General features: G+C 39.1%; 11 protein-coding genes, 10 tRNA genes, 3 rRNA genes and 3 pseudogenes. 18 read left to right on the forward strand and 9 right to left on the reverse strand.

The features are described from left to right. Nucleotides 1-51 precede the first annotated feature (51 nt). The 16 genes from GPW69_RS02100 to GPW69_RS02175 all read left to right on the forward strand — a co-directional run bounded on the left by GPW69_RS02100 (nt 52) and on the right by GPW69_RS02175 (nt 8,850). Nucleotides 52-1,344, forward strand: a complete 1,293-nt coding sequence (locus tag GPW69_RS02100; protein WP_074391009.1) for a DEAD/DEAH box helicase — start codon at nt 52-54, stop codon at nt 1,342-1,344. Beyond that, nucleotides 1,337-2,002, forward strand: a complete 666-nt coding sequence (locus tag GPW69_RS02105) for a ComF family protein (RefSeq protein ID WP_074391010.1) — start codon at nt 1,337-1,339, stop codon at nt 2,000-2,002. The genes GPW69_RS02100 and GPW69_RS02105 overlap by 8 nt, the downstream gene beginning before the upstream one ends. 77 nt (nt 2,003-2,079) lie before the next feature. Continuing rightward, nucleotides 2,080-2,622, forward strand: a complete 543-nt coding sequence (gene hpf / locus GPW69_RS02110; RefSeq protein WP_014637536.1) for a ribosome hibernation-promoting factor, HPF/YfiA family — start codon at nt 2,080-2,082, stop codon at nt 2,620-2,622. A gap of 423 nt (nt 2,623-3,045) precedes the next feature. Continuing rightward, nucleotides 3,046-4,594: ribosomal RNA gene (locus tag GPW69_RS02115) — 16S ribosomal RNA — on the forward strand. Nucleotides 4,595-4,647: 53 nt separating this feature from the next. After that, nucleotides 4,648-4,720, forward strand: a tRNA-Ala gene (locus tag GPW69_RS02120). Between the two features lie 165 nt (nt 4,721-4,885). Continuing rightward, a 23S ribosomal RNA gene (locus GPW69_RS02125) occupies nt 4,886-7,789 on the forward strand. 85 nt (nt 7,790-7,874) lie between these two features. Then, a 5S ribosomal RNA gene (gene rrf, locus GPW69_RS02130) occupies nt 7,875-7,990 on the forward strand. The 16S, 23S and 5S rRNA genes sit together here with 10 tRNA genes alongside, the layout of an rRNA operon. A gap of 5 nt (nt 7,991-7,995) precedes the next feature. Further along, nucleotides 7,996-8,068 (forward strand) — tRNA-Val (locus GPW69_RS02135). A gap of 2 nt (nt 8,069-8,070) precedes the next feature. Further along, a tRNA-Asp gene (locus GPW69_RS02140) sits at nt 8,071-8,143 on the forward strand. A 74-nt stretch (nt 8,144-8,217) separates the two neighbouring features. Continuing rightward, nucleotides 8,218-8,290 (forward strand) — tRNA-Lys (locus GPW69_RS02145). A 3-nt stretch (nt 8,291-8,293) separates the two neighbouring features. Beyond that, a tRNA-Leu gene (locus GPW69_RS02150) sits at nt 8,294-8,375 on the forward strand. 14 nt (nt 8,376-8,389) lie between these two features. Continuing rightward, nucleotides 8,390-8,462, forward strand: a tRNA-Thr gene (locus GPW69_RS02155). Between the two features lie 12 nt (nt 8,463-8,474). Then, nucleotides 8,475-8,546 (forward strand) — tRNA-Gly (locus tag GPW69_RS02160). Between the two features lie 7 nt (nt 8,547-8,553). Beyond that, nucleotides 8,554-8,637, forward strand: a tRNA-Leu gene (locus GPW69_RS02165). An 18-nt stretch (nt 8,638-8,655) separates the two neighbouring features. Further along, nucleotides 8,656-8,729: transfer RNA gene (locus tag GPW69_RS02170), tRNA-Arg, on the forward strand. 47 nt (nt 8,730-8,776) lie between these two features. After that, nucleotides 8,777-8,850 (forward strand) — tRNA-Pro (locus tag GPW69_RS02175). Nucleotides 8,851-8,966: 116 nt separating this feature from the next. Here GPW69_RS02175 and GPW69_RS02180 read toward each other — a convergent pair. The 9 genes and pseudogenes from GPW69_RS02180 to GPW69_RS02225 all read right to left on the reverse strand — a co-directional run bounded on the left by GPW69_RS02180 (nt 8,967) and on the right by GPW69_RS02225 (nt 18,818). Further along, nucleotides 8,967-10,251, reverse strand: a pseudogene (locus tag GPW69_RS02180) (transposase). 123 nt (nt 10,252-10,374) lie between these two features. Continuing rightward, entirely contained in the window at nt 10,375-12,048 is a 1,674-nt protein-coding gene (locus tag GPW69_RS02185; protein ID WP_024410661.1) for a recombinase family protein, read from the reverse strand. A gap of 503 nt (nt 12,049-12,551) precedes the next feature. Beyond that, nucleotides 12,552-12,956 (reverse strand): hypothetical protein, encoded by a 405-nt coding sequence (locus GPW69_RS02190; RefSeq protein ID WP_044680342.1) that lies wholly within the window; start codon nt 12,954-12,956, stop codon nt 12,552-12,554. 252 nt (nt 12,957-13,208) lie between these two features. Beyond that, nucleotides 13,209-15,320 (reverse strand): heavy metal translocating P-type ATPase, encoded by a 2,112-nt coding sequence (locus GPW69_RS02195; protein ID WP_074391584.1) that lies wholly within the window; start codon nt 15,318-15,320, stop codon nt 13,209-13,211. Between the two features lie 19 nt (nt 15,321-15,339). Beyond that, a pseudogene (locus tag GPW69_RS02200) lies at nt 15,340-15,477 on the reverse strand (CopY/TcrY family copper transport repressor); the annotation flags it as partial. An 8-nt stretch (nt 15,478-15,485) separates the two neighbouring features. Continuing rightward, the gene (locus GPW69_RS02205; RefSeq protein ID WP_029177190.1) at nt 15,486-16,928 is read right to left on the reverse strand and encodes a multicopper oxidase family protein; all 1,443 of its coding nucleotides are present in this window, start codon (nt 16,926-16,928) and stop codon (nt 15,486-15,488) included. Nucleotides 16,929-16,945: 17 nt separating this feature from the next. Beyond that, complete coding sequence (locus GPW69_RS02210; RefSeq protein WP_018381135.1) at nt 16,946-17,395, reverse strand: CopY/TcrY family copper transport repressor; 450 nt, start codon at nt 17,393-17,395, stop codon at nt 16,946-16,948. A 457-nt stretch (nt 17,396-17,852) separates the two neighbouring features. Beyond that, entirely contained in the window at nt 17,853-18,191 is a 339-nt protein-coding gene (gene cadX / locus GPW69_RS02220) for a Cd(II)/Zn(II)-sensing metalloregulatory transcriptional regulator CadX (protein WP_000711078.1), read from the reverse strand. Nucleotides 18,192-18,203: 12 nt separating this feature from the next. Then, nucleotides 18,204-18,818, reverse strand: a complete 615-nt coding sequence (locus tag GPW69_RS02225; protein WP_024389446.1) for a CadD family cadmium resistance transporter — start codon at nt 18,816-18,818, stop codon at nt 18,204-18,206. A 110-nt stretch (nt 18,819-18,928) separates the two neighbouring features. Between GPW69_RS02225 and GPW69_RS02230 the strand changes: the two are divergent. Together GPW69_RS02230 and GPW69_RS10680 are read left to right on the forward strand one after the other, a co-directional pair. After that, nucleotides 18,929-19,042, forward strand: a pseudogene (locus GPW69_RS02230) (IS3 family transposase); the annotation flags it as partial. Nucleotides 19,043-20,282: 1,240 nt separating this feature from the next. After that, nucleotides 20,283-21,755 carry a plasmid recombination protein gene (locus GPW69_RS10680; protein WP_024378623.1) on the forward strand — a complete coding sequence of 491 codons (1,473 nt, stop codon included), beginning with the start codon at nt 20,283-20,285 and terminating at the stop codon, nt 21,753-21,755. Nucleotides 21,756-22,032: the final 277 nt, after the last annotated feature.

Below are 22,032 nucleotides of genomic sequence, written 5' to 3' on the forward strand. Positions count from 1 at the left end.
AATTGTACTAATTTTTTTTAAAACTGACAAGAAATTCCGAATAAATAAGTGATGAAAGAACTAGAAAATTATTATGGAAGATTATTTACCAAATACCAATTGGCAGCAAAAGAAAGAGAAATAGCAGAAAAAGTGCCAAGTATTACAAAAAAGAATAACTGCTTTCGCTGTGGAACAACTTTTGAAGAAGAAAACAAATTGCCAAACGATGCTTATTATTGTCGAGCCTGCCTGCTTCTAGGCAGAGTACGGTCAGACGAAAAACTCTATCATTTTCCTCAGAAAGATTTTCCAATCACTAAGTGTTTAAAGTGGAAAGGTCAACTAACTGATTGGCAACAAAGAATTTCAGATGGACTAGTTGCAAACGTGGAAAATAATCGTGCGACATTGGTTCATGCAGTAACAGGAGCAGGTAAGACAGAAATGATTTACCACACCGTTGCCTCAGTGATTGATAAAGGCGGAGCGGTTTGCCTAGCCAGTCCTCGAATCGATGTTTGTATCGAACTCTATAAACGTCTGCAAAATGACTTTTCAGTTCCAATTAGTTTACTACATGGAGAGTCTGAACCCTATTTCCGAACTCCATTAGTTGTAGCAACCACACATCAGTTATTAAAATTTTATCAGGCCTTTGATTTGGTTTTGATTGATGAAGTAGACGCCTTTCCCTATGTAGATAATCCCATGCTCTATCGAGCAGCAGACAATGCGGTCAAGGAAACCGGTGTTCAAGTTTTTCTGACGGCGACTTCAACAGATGAATTGGATAAAAAAGTCAGAACGGGCAAATTAAACCGTCTTAGTTTGCCAAGGCGATTTCATGGCAATCCGCTTGTTGTCCCGCAAAAAGTCTGGTTTAGTAAATTCGATGATACCCTAAAGAAAAATAGACTAGTTCCAAAGTTGAAAAAAGCGATTGAAGAACAGAGAAAGTCGGGCTTTCCCTTACTCATTTTTGTCCCAGAAATCTCCAAAGGTCAAGAATTTACCAAGATAATGAAAAAAACATTCCCAGAAGAAACAATTGGTTTTGTATCCAGTCAAACAGAAAATCGCCTTGAAATCGTTGAGGGGTTTCGCAAGAGAGAAATCACAGTCTTAATCTCGACTACTATTCTTGAACGTGGGGTAACCTTCCCATGTGTAGACGTCTTTGTTGTTCAAGCCAATCATTACCTCTACACAGCGTCAAGTCTTGTTCAGATTGCGGGCCGGGTCGGCAGGAGTATGGAACGTCCGACTGGGTTACTCCAGTTTTATCATGAAGGAAGTACAGGAGCCATTGAAAAGGCAATCGCTGAAATTAAACAGATGAACAAGGAGGCTGGCTATGTCTAATTGTCTATTGTGCGGTCAAGCTATGAAAAATAAAACAAGATTTTCAGATCTCATCTTCTTTAGTAAAGAAAAATCGGGCACCTGTGAAGAATGTTTTTTGACTTTTGAGGAAATAGCAGAGCAACACTGTCCACATTGTTATAAAAATGGAGAATCGGAAAGTTGCAAGGATTGTCAGTACTGGCAGAATCAAGGGAAAATAGTTGTCCACACAGCTTTGTACCAATATAATCAAGCGATGGCACATTATTTTAGTCGCTACAAATTTCAAGGAGACTATGTTTTAAGAAATATTTTTGCTAAAAAGCTTAGAATAGCGTTAAGCCAATTTCCTGACTACACAGTTGTTCCCATACCAATTAGTCAAAAACGACTATCAGAACGTGGGTTTAATCAAGTGGAAGGACTTTTGGATGCTACAAATATTCCCTATCAGTCCCTTCTTGGAAAGTATGAAAGCCAAAAACAATCGTCTAAAAATCGAGCAGAGAGACTAGAAGCAAAACAGATGTTCTATCTATTAGATGAAAAAGAAGTGCCAGAAAAAATATTATTATTCGACGATATATACACAACAGGAGCCACAATCCAACTTGCTGTAGAACTTTTCATGAAAATTGGTAGGAAAGAAATCAAAACATTTTCACTAACACGATAAGAAAACGGTTGCAATATTCCTATAATGTGGTATAATAATAGTGAAGAAAGGCAAAAGCCAAGAAAGAGGTACTAAATATGATTAAATTCAGTATTCGTGGAGAAAACCTTGAAGTTACAGATGCACTTCGCACCTATGTAGAAGAGAAAGTGGCTAAGATTGAGAAATATTTCAATGAAGAACAAGAGTTGAATGCTAAAGTAAATCTAAAAGTTTACCGTGACAAGCGCGCAAAAGTAGAAGTAACAATTCCAGTTGGAGCAGTTACACTTCGCGCAGAAGATATTTCACAAGAAATGTATGGCTCTATCGATCTTGTAGTAGATAAGATTGAACGCCAAATTCGTCGTAACAAAACCAAGATTGAACGAAAACATCGTCAAAAAGTGGCAACTGGTCAAGTCTTTACAGATGAACTTGTTGAGCAAACAGGTGAGGAAGTGAAAGTGGTTCGTACTAAGCAAGTAGACTTGAAACCAATGGATATGGAAGAAGCAGTCCTCCAATTGGAGTTGCTCGGACATGATTTCTTTATCTATACAGATGCTAATGACGGTACAACAAATGTATTGTATAGACGTGAAGATGGAGATTTGGGTCTTCTAGAGGTACGTCAATAAAGATAATAAAACAGTTGCAGTTTTTGCAGCTGTTTTATCATTTTCAAAAAACCAGTTGACAATGTGTATAAGTCGTGATATAATAATTGAGTTGTCTCTTGAGGGACTAGTCAGTAGCGGAATGAAAAAAAGTTTCGAAAAAAGTGTTGACAAGTTCAGTAGAAGATGATAGAATAATTGAGTTGTCTCTTGAAGAACTAGTCAACAGCGAAACGAAAAAAAGTTTCAAAAAAGTGTTGACAAAGTTTCTAAGAAATGATAAACTTAGATAGTTGTCGCGAGAGCGCGACAACGAACAAGACCTTTGAAAATTAAAGAAGACGAACCAAACGTGCAGGGTGATTTATCTAAGGATAAATCGTCAATGACAAAACAAAACAATAAAACGGAAAGCTAGTGATAGCTTGAGTTTGAATCAAAACTTTTTATGAGAGTTTGATCCTGGCTCAGGACGAACGCTGGCGGCGTGCCTAATACATGCAAGTAGAACGCTGAGGTCTGGTGCTTGCACTAGACGGATGAGTTGCGAACGGGTGAGTAACGCGTAGGTAACCTGCCTCATAGCGGGGGATAACTATTGGAAACGATAGCTAATACCGCATAACAGTATTTACCGCATGGTAGATGCTTGAAAGGAGCAATTGCTTCACTATGAGATGGACCTGCGTTGTATTAGCTAGTTGGTGAGGTAACGGCTCACCAAGGCATCGATACATAGCCGACCTGAGAGGGTGATCGGCCACACTGGGACTGAGACACGGCCCAGACTCCTACGGGAGGCAGCAGTAGGGAATCTTCGGCAATGGGGGCAACCCTGACCGAGCAACGCCGCGTGAGTGAAGAAGGTTTTCGGATCGTAAAGCTCTGTTGTAAGAGAAGAACGTGTGTGAGAGTGGAAAGTTCACACAGTGACGGTATCTTACCAGAAAGGGACGGCTAACTACGTGCCAGCAGCCGCGGTAATACGTAGGTCCCGAGCGTTGTCCGGATTTATTGGGCGTAAAGCGAGCGCAGGCGGTTTGATAAGTCTGAAGTAAAAGGCTGTGGCTTAACCATAGTACGCTTTGGAAACTGTCAAACTTGAGTGCAGAAGGGGAGAGTGGAATTCCATGTGTAGCGGTGAAATGCGTAGATATATGGAGGAACACCGGTGGCGAAAGCGGCTCTCTGGTCTGTAACTGACGCTGAGGCTCGAAAGCGTGGGGAGCGAACAGGATTAGATACCCTGGTAGTCCACGCCGTAAACGATGAGTGCTAGGTGTTGGGTCCTTTCCGGGACTCAGTGCCGCAGCTAACGCATTAAGCACTCCGCCTGGGGAGTACGACCGCAAGGTTGAAACTCAAAGGAATTGACGGGGGCCCGCACAAGCGGTGGAGCATGTGGTTTAATTCGAAGCAACGCGAAGAACCTTACCAGGTCTTGACATCCCAGTGACCGTCCTAGAGATAGGATTTTTCTTCGGAACACTGGTGACAGGTGGTGCATGGTTGTCGTCAGCTCGTGTCGTGAGATGTTGGGTTAAGTCCCGCAACGAGCGCAACCCCTATTGTTAGTTGCCATCATTCAGTTGGGCACTCTAGCGAGACTGCCGGTAATAAACCGGAGGAAGGTGGGGATGACGTCAAATCATCATGCCCCTTATGACCTGGGCTACACACGTGCTACAATGGCTGGTACAACGAGTCGCAAGTCGGTGACGGCAAGCTAATCTCTTAAAGCCAGTCTCAGTTCGGATTGTAGGCTGCAACTCGCCTACATGAAGTCGGAATCGCTAGTAATCGCGGATCAGCACGCCGCGGTGAATACGTTCCCGGGCCTTGTACACACCGCCCGTCACACCACGAGAGTTTGTAACACCCGAAATCGGTGAGGTAACCTTTTAGGAGCCAGCCGCCTAAGGTGGGATAGATGATTGGGGTGAAGTCGTAACAAGGTAGCCGTATCGGAAGGTGCGGCTGGATCACCTCCTTTCTAAGGAAATGGAAACCTGTACGTTAGTCTTCTTTAATTTTGAGAGGTCTTGTGGGGCCTTAGCTCAGCTGGGAGAGCGCCTGCTTTGCACGCAGGAGGTCAGCGGTTCGATCCCGCTAGGCTCCATTAACAACGGAAGTTGTTAAGATTTTGTCCATTGAAAATTGAATATCTATCAAACATTCCTAAACGTATGTAACAGTACGTATAGAAATAGTAACAAGAAAATAAACCGAAAACGCTGTAAATATTTAATGAGTTTTCTAATTTTTGAAAAAATTAGGTTAATAAGGTTAAGTTAATAAGGGCGCACGGTGGATGCCTTGGCACTAGAAGCCGATGAAGGACGTGACTAACGACGAAATGCCTTGGGGAGCTGTAAGTAAGCAATGATCCAGGGATGTCCGAATGGGGGAACCCGGCAGGTAATGCCTGTCACTCACTACTGTTAAGGTAGTGAAGAGGAAGACGCAGTGAACTGAAACATCTAAGTAGCTGCAGGAAGAGAAAGCAAAAGCGATTGCCTTAGTAGCGGCGAGCGAAACGGCAGGAGGGCAAACCGAGGAGTTTACTCCTCGGGGTTGTAGGACTGCAAAGTGGACTTAAAGAGTATAGAAGAACTACCTGGGAAGGTAGGCCAAAGAGAGTAATAGCCTCGTATTTGAAATATTCTTTATACCTAGCAGTATCCTGAGTACGGCGAGACACGCGAAATCTCGTCGGAATCCGGGAGGACCATCTCCCAACCCTAAATACTCTCTAGTGACCGATAGTGAACCAGTACCGTGAGGGAAAGGTGAAAAGTACCCCGGAAGGGGAGTGAAATAGAACCTGAAACCGTGTGCCTACAACAAGTTCGAGCCCGTTAATGGGTGAGAGCGTGCCTTTTGTAGAATGAACCGGCGAGTTACGATATGATGCGAGGTTAAGTTGAAGAGACGGAGCCGTAGGGAAACCGAGTCTTAATAGGGCGGATTAGTATTATGTCGTAGACCCGAAACCATGTGACCTACCCATGAGCAGGTTGAAGGTGCGGTAAGACGCACTGGAGGACCGAACCAGGGCACGTTGAAAAGTGCTTGGATGACTTGTGGGTAGCGGAGAAATTCCAAACGAACTTGGAGATAGCTGGTTCTCTCCGAAATAGCTTTAGGGCTAGCGTCGACATTTGAGAATCTTGGAGGTAGAGCACTGTTTGGATGAGGGGGCCATCTCGGTTTACTGATTTCAGATAAACTCCGAATGCCAATGATTTATGGTCGGCAGTCAGACTGCGAGTGCTAAGATCCGTAGTCGAAAGGGAAACAGCCCAGACCACCAGCTAAGGTCCCAAAATAATTGTTAAGTGGAAAAGGATGTGGGGTTGCACAGACAACTAGGATGTTAGCTTAGAAGCAGCTATTCATTCAAAGAGTGCGTAATAGCTCACTAGTCGAGTGACCCTGCGCCGAAAATGTACCGGGGCTAAAACAATTTACCGAAGCTGTGGATAACACTTAGGTGTTATGGTAGGAGAGCGTTCTATGTGTGAAGAAGGTATACCGTGAGGAGTGCTGGAACGCATAGAAGTGAGAATGCCGGTATGAGTAGCGAAAGATGGGTGAGAATCCCATCCACCGTAAGACTAAGGTTTCCAGGGGAAGGCTCGTCCGCCCTGGGTTAGTCGGGACCTAAGGAGAGACCGAAGGGTGTATCCGATGGACAACAGGTTGATATTCCTGTACTAGAGTATGAAGTGATGGAGGGACGCAGTAGGCTAACTAAAGCGGGCGATTGGAAGTGCCCGTCTAAGCAGTGAGGTGTGATATGAGTCAAATGCTTGTATCTATAACATTGAGCTGTGATGGGGAGCGAAGTTAAGTAGCGAAGTTAGTGACGTCACACTGCCGAGAAAAGCTTCTAGCGATGTATCATACTCTACCCGTACCGCAAACCGACACAGGTAGTCGAGGCGAGTAGCCTCAGGTGAGCGAGAGAACTCTCGTTAAGGAACTCGGCAAAATGACCCCGTAACTTCGGGAGAAGGGGTGCTGACTTAAGGTCAGCCGCAGTGAATAGGCCCAAGCAACTGTTTATCAAAAACACAGCTCTCTGCTAAATCGTAAGATGATGTATAGGGGGTGACGCCTGCCCGGTGCTGGAAGGTTAAGAGGAGGGTTTAGCGTAAGCGAAGATCTGAATTGAAGCCCCAGTAAACGGCGGCCGTAACTATAACGGTCCTAAGGTAGCGAAATTCCTTGTCGGGTAAGTTCCGACCCGCACGAAAGGCGTAATGATTTGGGCACTGTCTCAACGAGAGACTCGGTGAAATTTTAGTACCTGTGAAGATGCAGGTTACCCGCGACAGGACGGAAAGACCCCATGGAGCTTTACTGCAGTTTGATATTGAGTATCTGTACCACATGTACAGGATAGGTAGGAGCCTATGAAGTCGGGACGCCAGTTTCGACGGAGGCGCTGTTGGGATACTACCCTTGTGTTATGGCTACTCTAACCCGGATAGGTTATCCCTATCGGAGACAGTGTCTGACGGGCAGTTTGACTGGGGCGGTCGCCTCCTAAAAGGTAACGGAGGCGCCCAAAGGTTCCCTCAGAATGGTTGGAAATCATTCGCAGAGTGTAAAGGTATAAGGGAGCTTGACTGCGAGAGCTACAACTCGAGCAGGGACGAAAGTCGGGCTTAGTGATCCGGTGGTTCCGTATGGAAGGGCCATCGCTCAACGGATAAAAGCTACCCTGGGGATAACAGGCTTATCTCCCCCAAGAGTTCACATCGACGGGGAGGTTTGGCACCTCGATGTCGGCTCGTCGCATCCTGGGGCTGTAGTCGGTCCCAAGGGTTGGGCTGTTCGCCCATTAAAGCGGCACGCGAGCTGGGTTCAGAACGTCGTGAGACAGTTCGGTCCCTATCCGTCGCGGGCGTAGGAAATTTGAGAGGATCTGCTCCTAGTACGAGAGGACCAGAGTGGACTTACCGCTGGTGTACCAGTTGTCTTGCCAAAGGCATCGCTGGGTAGCTATGTAGGGACGGGATAAACGCTGAAAGCATCTAAGTGTGAAACCCACCTCAAGATGAGATTTCCCATAACTTTATGTTAGTAAGAGCCCTGAGAGATGATCAGGTAGATAGGTTGGAAGTGGAAGTGTGGCGACACATGTAGCGGACCAATACTAATCGCTCGAGGACTTATCCAAAAAATAAACTAGAGTCAATATTGACAGCGTTGGTAAAACTTGTTAGAATATAGATATTCAATTTTGAGTTGACAAGACTCAACAGTTAAGTGACGATAGCCTAGGAGATACACCTGTACCCATGCCGAACACAGCAGTTAAGCCCTAGAACGCCTGAAGTAGTTGGGGGTTGCCCCCTGTTAGATACGGTAGTCGCTTAGCAAATTGGGAGTTTAGCTCAGCTGGGAGAGCATCTGCCTTACAAGCAGAGGGTCAGCGGTTCGATCCCGTTAACTCCCATAGGTCCCGTAGTGTAGCGGTTATCACGTCGCCCTGTCACGGCGAAGATCGCGGGTTCGATTCCCGTCGGGACCGTTCGAGATGTCTAGTAGACATTTTGAAGTTTGTATGAAGTAAGCGTAGCTTACGTCCTCTTAGAAAAGAGAGAAGACTCGTTAGCTCAGTTGGTAGAGCAATTGACTTTTAATCAATGGGTCGCTGGTTCGAGCCCAGCACGAGTCATATGCGGGTTTGGCGGAATTGGCAGACGCACCAGATTTAGGATCTGGCGCTTTCGGGCGTGGGGGTTCAAGTCCCTTAACCCGCATAGAATAGAAATAGGCCGGCTTAGCTCAGTTGGTAGAGCATCTGATTTGTAATCAGAGGGTCGCGTGTTCAAGTCATGTAGCCGGCATTGGGAAAGATTGCGAACGTAGTTCAGTGGTAGAACACCACCTTGCCAAGGTGGGGGTCGCGGGTTCGAATCCCGTCGTTCGCTTTGAGAGGCCGGGGTGGCGGAACTGGCAGACGCACAGGACTTAAAATCCTGCGATGGCAACATCGTACCGGTTCGATTCCGGTCCTCGGCATGAAGATTATAATAGTTAGCACCCTTAGCTCAACTGGATAGAGTACCTGACTACGAATCAGGCGGTTAGAGGTTCGAATCCTCTAGGGTGCATCACTCGCTTAATGGAGACGTTAGGGGAGCTTTATTTTTAATAGTATCGGGAAGTAGCTCAGCTTGGTAGAGTACTTGGTTTGGGACCAAGGTGTCGCAGGTTCGAATCCTGTCTTCCCGATTATTCGGCTCTTTGTCAACTGTAGTGGGTAGATGAAAAGCTAACACCTAGAGAGGACGAACTTCGTTCTCTCTTTTTTAGCTCTTTCCTATTTTCAGGAGATAAGCTGAAAAGGGCTATTCCCAGCCCTTTTCACTGTTCAAAGCATCAAAATCGGTTTTTCTAGTTTTCATCTTCCTGAAACCAAAGGCATTTCTCTTAATGACTTTGATGAGATTATTGGTAGCTTCCAGTTTGGCGTTGGAATAAGGCAATTCCATGGCGTTTAAAATCTTGTCTTTATCCTTTAGAAATGTCTTAAATACCGTCTGGAAAATAGGATTCACAGTGGCTATTTCCTGTTCGATGAGACTGAAGAAACGATCTGAATTTTTCTCTTGGAAATGAAACAATAGAAATTGATAGAGTTCATAGTGCTGTCTGAGTTCATCTGAGTAGGATAGGAGTTTTTCTAGAATTTCCTTGTTGGTTAAATGCATCCGAAACATAGGGCGATAAAATCGTTTATCGCTGAGTTTACGACTATCCTGTTGAATCAATTTCCAGTAACGTTTCAAGGCACGGTATTCCTGCGATTTTCTGTCGAATTGATTCATAATTTGAATACGGACACGGTTCATAGCACGACTAAGGTGTTGCACGATATGAAAGCGGTCGAGTACAATTTTTGCATTCGGGAGTGAAACAGTCTGGGAATAGACTGTTTCAGCCTGAGCTTAGAAATTGGAGAGCGAAGGGTTTAGCCAATTTGTAGTAGGGACTAAACATATCCATGGTAATGACTTTGACCCGATTTCTAACCTTTCTAGGATAGCGTAGAAAGTGGTTTCGGATGGTTGCTTGAGTTCTTCCGTCCAGAATAGCAATGACGTTTAAGGAGTTGAAATCTTGTGCGATAAAGCTCATCTTCCCCTTCTTGAAGGCATACTCGTCCCAGGACATGACTTCTGGAAGCTTGTTCCAATCTGTTTCAAACTTGAACTCATTGAGCTTTCTGATAACTGATGATGTTGAGATAGATAGCCTGTGTGCAATATGTGTCATTGCTTGATTTTCGATGAGTAATTGGGCGATTTTCTGGTTAACAGCGACGGAGATTTGGTGGTTCTTCTTGACAAGAGGAGTTTCAGCGACAGCCATTTTCCCACATTCTTTGCACTTGAAACGACGCTTTCTAAGACGGATAAGTAAGGGATAGCCAGCTGTTTCTAGATAGGGAATTTTGGAGGCTTTTTGGAAATCGTATTTTGCCATTTGTCCCTTGCAGGAAGGGCATTTAGGGGCTGTGTAATCCAAGTGACCGTGGAGTTCTAAGTGAGTTCCCATATCATATTCATCAGTGATAGTGATATTTTTGTCTTTAATTCTGAGAAAATTTGTGATAAGATTTAGTTGTTCCATATGAGTCTTTCTAATGTGAGTTTCGTTGCTTTTCATTATAGGTCATATGGGACTTTTTTTCTACACTCAAAAAGGCTCTATATGACCATAGTGGATTTACCCGTCATAGTCTTATAGTGCCTTTTATTTTTTGCTTAGTTTAACAACCGCCTCAACCGGTGTACTATTGTCCAAACTAATTTCTAAGTCTTCCTCAATGATTGGAAGCTTGAAATGAATGGCTTTTACCCAACGTCCTGCTTTATTTTTGTCATCATAAATTTCGACTTTTTCAATCAACATCTGACACAATCGCTTCTTGTCGATATCTTCCATGACGTCCATAAATGATGCAAAGTTAACTAATATTTTATAAATATTATCAGCGGTCATTTTATCTTTTAGGATTACCTCTCGTTTAGATTCACTTGTCTCAATTAGCATTTCTACATCTGCTAATTTATCATAAATAGTATTTAATCTCATATCTAAATCAATTGACTTTTGCTGAAAATGAGGATCTTCAAAATTTAAGGAGTCAATCTGTTGGATTAAATTCATTTTAGTTGCACTTAATTGGCGAAAGAGACTTTTATATTGTTCAATTTCACTGTCTATCCTACTTGTATCAACCTGAATATTTATTTTCTCTTGCAGTTTTCGTGCAAAATCAGGTCTTGAAACTAACTTACTAATGATTGATAATACTTCATGGTCTAAATTTCCTGTTTTAAGCTGTTTATTAAATGTGCACTTATGACCATCTACATGTTTTCTATGTTTACAAGCATAGTAGTAATAGTTTTTATAGTATTCATCTTTCTTATTTTTATTTCGCTTGATACTTTTATTTCCATAAAGCCCAGCATTGCATAATGGACATTTTATCAACCCTGAAAGTATATAGATAGAATCGCCCTTGTTTGGATTCTCACGTTTATACTTATGGGCATTAGCTTCTCGTTTTTTCCTCACTTTTTTCCAAGTCTCATCGTCAATAATTGCTTCATGGATTCCGTCTGTTAGAATATAATTTTCAGACTGCGTGACTTTCGTTTCACCAGAAATTTTATCTCGAGTGCTTTCACGCCGTCCAAAAGCAATTTTTCCATTGTAAACTGGATTGTCTAAGATTCTTGCAATGCCACTTGATGAAAAATATGGAAGCGTACTATTGTGTCGAATTGGTTTCTTTATATCTAGGTTGGCTAAATGCTTGGCAATAGCTATAGTGCCCATATCACTGTTGGCAAATAAATCAAAAATCATCTTTACGGATTCAGCTTCTTCATGATTTACTTGTAATTGACCATTAACAAGGGAATATCCTACAGGCGCAAATCCACCATTCCATTGACCAGCTCTCGCTTTTTGTCTACGACCTTCCATAGCTTGAGAAATAATATTCTCTCTTTCCATTTCAGCAACTGCCGACAAGATCGTAATAACTAACTTTCCTGAATCCTTTGAACTATCCAGTCCATCATCAACGCAAATCAGATTTACACCATGAGATTCCATAATAGCTAGAGATTTTAAAGTATCCGCAGCATTCCGACCAAAACGTGATAATTTGAATACAAGTACATAGTCCACCTTATCTTTCTCTGCTTCGATGTCTGATATCATGTTCATAAATTCCGTTCGTCCTAGCATGGTTTTACCAGATTTCCCAGCGTCTTGATAGGTTTTCACAATCTCAATATCAAAAGCATTGGCATATTGCTGAATTTTTGCTTCTTGAGCATCTAATGAAAATCCTTCAACCTGCATAGTCGTAGATACCCTTGTATAGATATAGGCTTTCTTTCGCTTCATTTAATTTCTCCTTGAAAAGTTTGACCAAAAAATACCCTTATAATCTTAAGGGTATTTTAACTCTTTTTAGAAAAGAATACAAGCAACTACTCATCAGTATACAGGTTTTCTTCCTTGATTGGTAAATTTGAGCAATCAATGTTGTCTCCATATTTCAGAAGCATTTCTTCCAAAAATCTCACTAGTTCATCCATAGATGACCTCCAAGTGAAATTATTTGACTCTGATTCCTCATTACAAAAGGCAGAAGTAGTTGCTTGTAGAAATGTAAATCATGTAAGTTCATGATAAACTCCTTCTATAACTCAACTATATTCTGCCATTTTTTGGAAATTATAAAAAAACCGTTAATGAATTTGATATTAGTTTTAATTCCATGCAAAAATCTTCTTACAGAAGGTAAGAAGATTTTAGTTTTAAAACATTGTTAGATGTGTACTAGAAGTATATATACAGTACGATTAAACACAACTCTTGTCAACATTTTAAAAATTATTATCCACTTAAAAAATTGCCTCATTCATCAACTTCATTTCATAAGGAATTAGCTTTGAACTTATTTGCGAAATATTATCCTTTAGATATTGGATAATATTAGGATAACCAGTTAACTCCTCTGGTAATTTTACTTTCTTGACTGCTGAACAAGGTACCCCATAATCAATTAAGAATTGTAATCTTTCATCAACTTGTTCATTTTCTAATAAAGAAGCAAACACGCTATAGTCCCCGCACTTCATTTTTGATTGGCTAAAAACATATTTTTGAATAGAATCAACAACAGCAAGAAGCTTGGGAATCTCAAAATTTGCATCAGTTCTCTGAAATTTCAGCATATAATCGATAGCCCGATCCAAAGGATCTTTCTTATTTTTTTTAACATAGTAATCGTATTGTTCATAAATCAATTCTTTGAATGATAGATTTATATATTTCAAGGCTGTTACTGCTTTATTTTGACTATAGCCATACTCATCTCTATGCTTCAGGTACTTATATCCTAAAAATAATCAGTTCTATAATAAATTAAAAATCGTGTTGGTAGAAAAATCGTCTACTTCTACCAACACGATTTTACAAAGAGCCAGTACTTACATCTCTTTTTCTCCTGTAAAACTATTGTATCTTGATACTTTAAGGAGTTTCAATCATTCGATCTGTTAACCGTTATTTTTTGGATCTAAACTTAATAACATAGCATTAATGGCGACGATGACTGTTGACACAGACATTAGGATTCCTCCTAATGCAGGGCTTAATGTGATACCAATAGGAGCCAAAATTCCTGCAGCTAGAGGGATAGCTATAAAGTTATAACCAGCTCCCCAAAATAGGTTTTGTTTCATTTTACGAGTTGTTTTGTGTGCTAATTCAATGAATGATTCAATATCTCCTGGATCGGATTGAGTCAATATGACATCAGCTGAATCCAATGCAACTTGAGTTCCAGCACCTACAGCTATACCAACATCTGCTAAGGCAAGAGAAGGAGCATCATTTACACCATCACCTACCATGATAACTTTCTTTCCTTCATCTTTAAGTGTTTTAACTAACTCATATTTGTCTTGTGGAGATTGATTTGATCTATACTCAATCCCTAAAACTTCTGCCGCGCCTTGAGCCGCTTTTTCATTATCACCTGTTGCCATAATTGGTTGAATATTGTTCTTTTTAAGAGCTTTAATTAACTCTTTACTCGTTGGTTTTAATTCGTCCCCTAAAGCTACAGCACCAATGGCATCATCGTTTTCTACTAAGACACTAAGAGTTGCTCCTTTTGGAATATCCATATCAAGATTACGTCCATAGGCTTTTTGACTGATTAATTGGTAACGGTGCCCACCTGCTTTACCCTCTACTCCAGAACCGGAAATCACATCAATCGAATCAAAAGATGCTGGACGTATATCTTGCTGCTCGGCGAACCTTATAATTGATTGAGCAATTGGGTGGCTAGATCCTCCTTCAATACCTGCCAATAAGGCAATGATTTCCTCTTTTGTATATTTGTCATTAAGAAGTTTTACATCTAATACTTTAAATTCACCAGTTGTTAAAGTACCCGTTTTATCTAAAATTATCACATCTGCATCTTGAGCTATTTCTAAGGCTTGGCGGTCTTTTACTAGTAAGCCACGGCTAGCCCCTAAGCTTGTGCTTCGGGCGGTTACCAATGGAATAGCCAGACCCAATGCGTGCGGACAAGCAATAACTAATGTAGTAATAGTAAATATAACTGCCGTTGGGATATCTCCAATAATCATCCACACTACAAAAGCAATTAGCGCGACAATAACAGCAATATAGAAGAGCCACCCTGCAACCTTTTGCGCAATATTTTCTGCCCTGGAAGGCTGACTTTGAGCTTGGCTAATTAAAGTCTGTACTTGAGAGATAAAGGATTGATCACCTGTCTCATTCACTTTAATATAAAGAACCCCTTCTCCATTTGTTGAGCCTCCGATTACTTCATCGCCAGGACCTTTTTTAACTGCTTTTGATTCTCCAGTCAAAAGAGCTTCATTTACACGTGATTCGCCACGCTCGATAGTTCCGTCTGCTGGCACATTTTCTCCGGCTTGAACACGAATTAAATCGCCTACCTGTAAGTCAGCAACTGGACGTATTTCAATTGAATCATCTTCTAACACAACGTGAGCATCTTTTGGTACCAACTTAGCCAATGCTGCTTGTGCGTCTCCTGCTTCTCCAATAGCTTTCATCTCAATCCAGTGACCTAATAACATGATTAATAATAATGAAGCAAATTCAAAGAAAAAGTCCATCACGTGTCCACCCGTTACGTAGGTAATGATAACAGCATAAATACTGTATAAATATGAAACACTTATACCTAAAGAAACTAGAGCCATCATTCCAGGTTCTTTTTGTTTAAATTCGTCAACTGCGCCTTGATAGAATGGACGTCCACCATAAATAATTAATATAGTAGATAAAATAGCTACTACAATATCAGAATATGGAAAAGTAAACTGGAATGGTAGGTCAAACCCAGCCATAGGGGATAAGAGCATAATAATGATTCCTAGTGGCAATGATTTTAAGAAAAGTTCCTTAAAGTTACCGTGATGATGGTGTTCATGCCCACTGTGCCCGCTGTGCCCGCTGTGATCATGCTCAGCATGATGTTCTTGATGTTGATTCTTATGGTCTCCATGTTCTTCCGTGCTTACGTGCTCATGTTTTGAATGATCCATGTCGCCATGATTATGGTGACAGTGGGATAAATGTTTGTTGTTATTGTTCATTTTAAATTCCTCCTTATTCTTAATGATGATATAAATGACACTCGCATTGTCTTTCTGGACAATTGCAATCCACTTCTTCTACTGCGAAAGATTTTTTTATCTCTAATATTTTTTCTAGTCGATCTATATCATCGAAGCTTAAGACATGATCTTCAATATTATTTATTATTCTACTTTAATTTGTCCCATCATACCTGCTTCTTCATGTTCAAGAATGTGACAGTGGTACATATAACTACCCTTCTTATTAAACTTAACTATAAGTCTTACTTTTTCGTTAGGCTCAATATATACAGTATCTTTCCATCCGCTCTCCTCTGGAGAAGGCGCATTACCGTTTCTTGATAGAATTTGAACCTGGGTGCCATGAATATGGAATGGGTGTCCCATTTCATGCATCATAGATCCTGGGTTTGTAATTTCCCAAATCTCTGTATCTCCAAGCTTCACTGTTTCATCAATTCTATTCATATCAAACTTTTTACCGTTTATTGATACCATGTGACCCATACCTTGAAGCTCAAAACTTCTTATCTTAGTAGCTTGTGCTTCTGACATTCTTTCTATATTCGTTAAAGTGCTAGGTACTTCAGTATCATCTTTCCCATCGCCTTTAACATTAAAGGTCATAATGGCTTCCTTATTACTCATAAGTGATAGCTGCGTTCCCTTTTCATACTTTGAAAAGTCCACTATTATCTCTGCTCTTTCCCCAGGTGATAACATAATATTTCTCTGGCTAACCGGTTTTTCTAAAAATCCACCATCAGATGCTATTTGATAGAATCCATCTCTATTATCTAACTTCAAATTAAAGTTACTTGCATTAGCACCATTAACTATTCTAAATCTCATCTTGACTCTATTAACCTCTAAATTAGGTTTAATAGCTCCGTTAACTATGATAGTATCCCCTGTTGCTCCATCCATCATATTTGTATTATAAATAAAACTGCCGTCCTTGCCAAAGCTTCTATCTTGAATTACTAAAGGTATATCATTTACTCCATATTCCTTAGGAATATTTAAGCTTTTTGATACTTCATCATCCACATAGAATAGTCCTGCTAAACCTTTATAAACTTGGGTAGCAGTATTTCCTCCAAAGTGCGGATGATACCACAATGTTGCAGCCTGTTGATTTACTGTAAAACTAGGCTCCCAAGTTGTTCCTGCTTCAATTCCTTGATGAGGGCCCCCATCCTTTTCTCCTTCTACCTCTAGTCCATGCCAGTGAACTGTAGTTGCTTCTTTTAGCTTGTTATTTACGTGCACATTTACTTGCTCACCTTTACTTACTCTGATGACAGGGCCTAAGAAACTTCCGTTGTAACCCATAGTTCGTGTCTTGGTATTTGGTAAAAATGAAGTTTCTCTTTCTTGAGGTTCTAAAGTAAAATCCGCAATATTAGGATCTGGATTTTTATCCTCTAATAGTGGTGGTATAGGAAGTGTACTTTTTGTTTTACTTGTTTGAATATCTATATTAACTGCACTCTGGTTTATTTTAAAATAACTAATCATTGGTTCTAAAAGTGTAATATATCCAACTGCAGTTAATACGACTGTAAGTCCAATACCTAATAACATATGTTTATTCTTACTCATTTTTATTCCTCCTTATGTTAATGATGATGTAAATGACACTCGCATTGTCCTTCTGGACAATTGCAAGCCACTTCTTCTACTGCGAAAGATTTTTTTATCTCTAATATTTTCTCTAGTCGATCTATATCATCGAAGCTTAAGACATGATTTTCAATGATGCTTCCTATTACATTTCCAACTTTCTTATTGCAAATACGGTTAAAAATATCTTCTGCATAATCCCTTACGGCTTCTTTCTCTACAATATTGGCAGTGTAAATAAACTTTCTACCTTCTTGCTCTGTATTTAGTACGCCTTTTTCAACTAATCGACCTAAGATCGTTTTGATAGTGGATTCTGTCCAGTCCATTTTTTCTTTCAATACAGAGATGACTGTTTTACTAGTTACTCGATCATTTGCCCAAACTACACGCATTACTTCCCATTCAGCATCTGTGATAGAAGTATTAAGTTCTATTGTGCTCATTTTCCTTTCCTCCTTGTCGTTTACGAATGTAAACGAATATGTTCAAAATAAGTTTACTATTGTAAACGAAATATGTCAAGTCTTTTTATTAAATTCTCACTTTTTGGGGTCAGTCCCTTAAAACTGAAAGTTTTAAAATGAAATTAGCCATCTACCTATACTGTGAGATGAAGGCTACGACTCATTCTGATAACTCATCGATTTCATTTGATGACAGGTTTGGAGCTGTTAGGCAAATTTGCCAAGGCTAATCATAGCCTTGCTTTAGCCCAAAAAAGACATCCAAGAGATTTCTCTTGAATGTCTGTAAACGCTGATAAAATCGTAGGTCGCTTTGCTTTAAATTATACTTTTTTCTTAAACATTTGATACGAGTAGGTATTTCTTGTGAGTAATTTTCATCAAAAATTTCATATATAATCTCCCTATAATCATGGAAAAGTAGTAAAAATAGTTGTTATCCTAGTTGATTAAAAAAATCTCTGATTTCCTCATCTTTTATAAAATAATATATAATTTTCCCCTCTCTTCTAGTGTCCAAGATGTTTTGATTGGCTAGTTTACGAAGATGGTGGGAGGCAGATGCCATACTGAGATTTAATAAACAGGCTATATCGCAGACACAGAGTTCTTCGACGGCAAGGAGATAAAAGATGATATTTATCTGTTTATTATCGGTAAATTTTGATAAAATGCGAAGTGATTTTTGGACTTTTTCCTTTTCAAGGTAGTTCGTTGCGGTTGTAACATTTTGTTGATTTATAACATCCACTTGACAGATACTATCTTTTTTCATAATTTTTTTCTCCTAGCCTAACACAGCCCATAGCATGTCAAAGCTGTTGTTTTCAATCAGGATATACATCCCCAATCCTAAATAGACAACGGCAATAAACCATCTGCTATATTTTTCCAAAGTTTCTCCAACAGAAGGGACTTGTGACAATTTTTGGGCAGAAAAAACCAAGAGATAAATCATGACTAGAAAGGTCAGTAAAGCCACTATCAAATTCGCTAAATTTAAGGTAGTAAAATATGGGACAAAGACACCAATATTGTCAGCACCACAACTTGCAAAAGTAATCATAGCGACTAGAAAAATCAGGTTTTTATTATCTTTGCTCAAACCTTCTTTGGCAATAGCTTCTCCATCAGAATCTCCTAAAAGCAAAACTTTGAGGCCTAGGAAAATTGGAATCAAACCGAGCAAACCTAAAATCTCTTTACTAGGAATATAATCTAAGACAAATGCAAAAAGCAAACTTAGCAATATTAGACTAACAGAGCCTAGAAATTGTCCTAAATAGATGTTAATGATGTCTTTTCTGCTTTTTCTTTTGGCAAAAAATAACATTAGGATAATAAGTAAGTCTACGGCTGTCCCAGAATACAGGATTATTGAAGTAACAATATTTTGAATCATAAAACACCTCATTCAAATATATTTTTGAATGTATTCTAACATTAAACTTTATAGATGTCAACTTAAAATCCACCAATTAATAATTGCATGTCAATATTTGTATTGTGTAGTTTCAGAAATATATTGTAATTCAAATTGTAGAAAATTACATCAAATATTATAATGAAAAAAGAATCCAACAAAAATTGGACTACCTGTCTCCGGTTGAATACCGGAGACGGTAGCCCTAGGGTGTTTTTATTAAATTCTCACTTTTTTGGGGTCAGTCCCACGACCGTTGATTGAGCTTAAAACTATTTCGATTTATGAGCCATTGGAAATCTCGTATGATGAATATATGTCTAATTGCAAACATTAACTAGAGTAATAGCCTAGTTAATAAGCATGGGAGGGAGTTATAAGCTCTCTCTTTTTTGTCTGCGCTGTTCGCGGACAAATCGCACGTTGATTCGTGCGACGGGCGAAGACCATTTTTTGCTGATAATTTTAGCGCAGCTGAAATTATTTTGTTAGCAAAAGATGGGCAAGCAAAAATTGCGTGAAGCAATTTTTTCGGTGCGTAGTTCGCGCCGATTTTTTCGAGGCCACTTTTGTGGGCCGAAAAAGCAGTGAATTTTTTGAACCGTGAGGGTCAAAAAAGGGGTGCAACCCATAGCCCTCGGCAGAGTGTTTGTAGTTTTGATGAACCGTAGGGTTGTCAAAACTACAAAAACGTTACTTTTTGACAAAAAGTAACAAAAACCTCTGTTACTTGCTTCTCAAATTTTTTAATGAAAATCATTGAGTCTAATTTATTTGGCGAGGAATAGCGGAGCGCCTCGCCGTTGTTCGCTATTCGAGCAATCATAACACAAAATTTTAAGATATTGATAATTTAGAAATTAAGATACCAATCTTAAATAATCACTTTTCTACAAAAATAATGGGGTCATTTATCTATCCATTTTTTAAGTCATAATGGGTAACTTTATAAAACCATTATCTGTTAAAGAATGGATTACTTTATTGGTCCGCTATTTTTGAAAATATGGGCTTCTTTAATTAGTCCATTAATTTAGAGAATATGGACTAGTTTATTCAGCCATATATTATACAATTATGGACTACTTTACTTGGCCTTTTATTTTACAAACATGGATTACTTTATTAGCCAATGTTTTTCAATCATGGAGTAATTTATGAATCCATTATTACAGCCAAAATGGTCAACTATACAAAACCATTAATCGCTTAAATATGGATTACTTAAATAGTCAATACATTTTTCTATAATGGACTCGTTAAGGTGTCAATTTCATTCTAATAGTAAGAGATTGGTCTCCATAGATTTCAGTCCTAAAGAATAAAACATCAGTAATTAATTACTTGGTTCAGGGATAGTTCCCAATAAATTCATTCTCAAATTTTTAAAATGAGTTTTTAAGGCATACTGTATTAAAGAAAAATTTTTAAGGAGTATACGTGATGCCAAAATTAACTATTTCATTTAAAACAAATCCGAGAATGACAAACATTCGACATAATAATAGAGATTTAACAGAAAAAGAATGGAAGAGCCCAGAACATTCACATATTCTTAGAGATAAAAGTCATCAAAATATTGTAGTTAAACAATTAGATATTCGAGAGCTATATGAAAAGGAATTTGGACCTTCTTTGCAGGAATACAATGAAAAGCAGATAAGAAATGATCGAAAAATCAAGGATTATTATAAACATGTTGGTAAACTTGATACCTTAGATCAACAAAGAGAGTTTATCATTGGTATTGGATCAAAAGCGGATTGGGATGAATTACCAGAAGGATATAAACTCAACATAGGGATATATTTAGCTAAATATGCACAAGATTTCGAAAAACGTCATCCACATTTCCGTGTTTATAATGCAGTAGTGCATCTGGATGAAAAAGGTGCTCCGCATTTACATTTAAATGTAGTTCCCATCGCAGACGGTTATAAAAATGGTCTCTCTAAACAGCCCAGCTTTTCAAAAGCATTGAAGCAAGAGGGATTTACAGAAAAAGGAAAATTTCAACTTATGGCTTTTCGCAACAACGAAATTAAAGTCCTTGAGACAATGTTGAAAGAAATGGCAGTCGAACGTAAAAAAGTAGGTACGAACAAGATTAAAGACATGCGTGAATATAAAGAAATGATGGCTGAACTTGAGGAGGAAAAAGGAAAGAAACTGAATGAGATTAAAGCTGAAATCACTTCTGAGGTCTCAAAAGTAGAAAAAGAATTTGCAAAAAAGAAAGAGAAGTTGAATACACTTGAAAAAGAGATTGATAGAAAAACACAATCAATTGAACAATATGATAATGTCATCCATTCAAAGCAAGAGTCTGTTAATAAGTTAGATGAAAAGTTTGAAGCTAAAGCTGATAAACTAGAATTACTATTAGCTCAAGAAAAAGCTATAAATGCTATCAACGAACAATTATTAAAGGATATTGGAATTAAAGAGGATAAGAATTACCTATTTACCAAGGACTTTAAAGTAGAGGAACGTGGACTAATTGGAAAAAAAGAAAAATTTGCAGTTGTACCTTTAAAAATTTTTGAAAAAATGTTATACCAAGTAAATACCAAACCTATGAAACAAATTTTAGACGATTTTATTGATAAAGTCTTTAACAATAGTATTGTCAAAGGATTAAAAAAGAAAATTAGCCAATTGACTGGTGAATTGAAAAGAGCTAGAGTACAACTTCAACATGAGAGGTCAGTACGCATTGCTGAACAAAAAGAAGCGGAGAAAAAAATGGATTCGCTATTGAAGGAAGTGCAGCCTGCAATGAACCTATACGAAGATTTTCAAAACTATCTCACTGAAAATGATAAGAAAAAAGTATTTGAACGCATCGAAAAACACAAAAAATTACACCAAAAACAAATAAGTAAAAATCGCAATACAAATGATTATGAACGTTAAAAAGTGCAGATCAATTCTGCACTTTTTAATTTATTTAATTACTCAATCATTCCAAACCAACTTAACGCATCGATGATAGCTTGTTCTTTTTTGGGTGGACAATTTGGAACTCTTTGATTTTCTTTCTTAGAGTGATTATAGTTCTCTCGCTCAATTATCCCAAGTTTCCTTTTAACTTGAGCAATGTTAAGAGTAGATACTTTTAATTCGAATTTTCTAAAGACATAATCTTTGATTTCTGAATAAGTGGCTTCCTTCTTGACAGAAATATCTTTGA

Source organism: Streptococcus suis (assembly GCF_902702775.1).
Lineage (GTDB): Bacteria > Bacillota > Bacilli > Lactobacillales > Streptococcaceae > Streptococcus > Streptococcus hashimotonensis.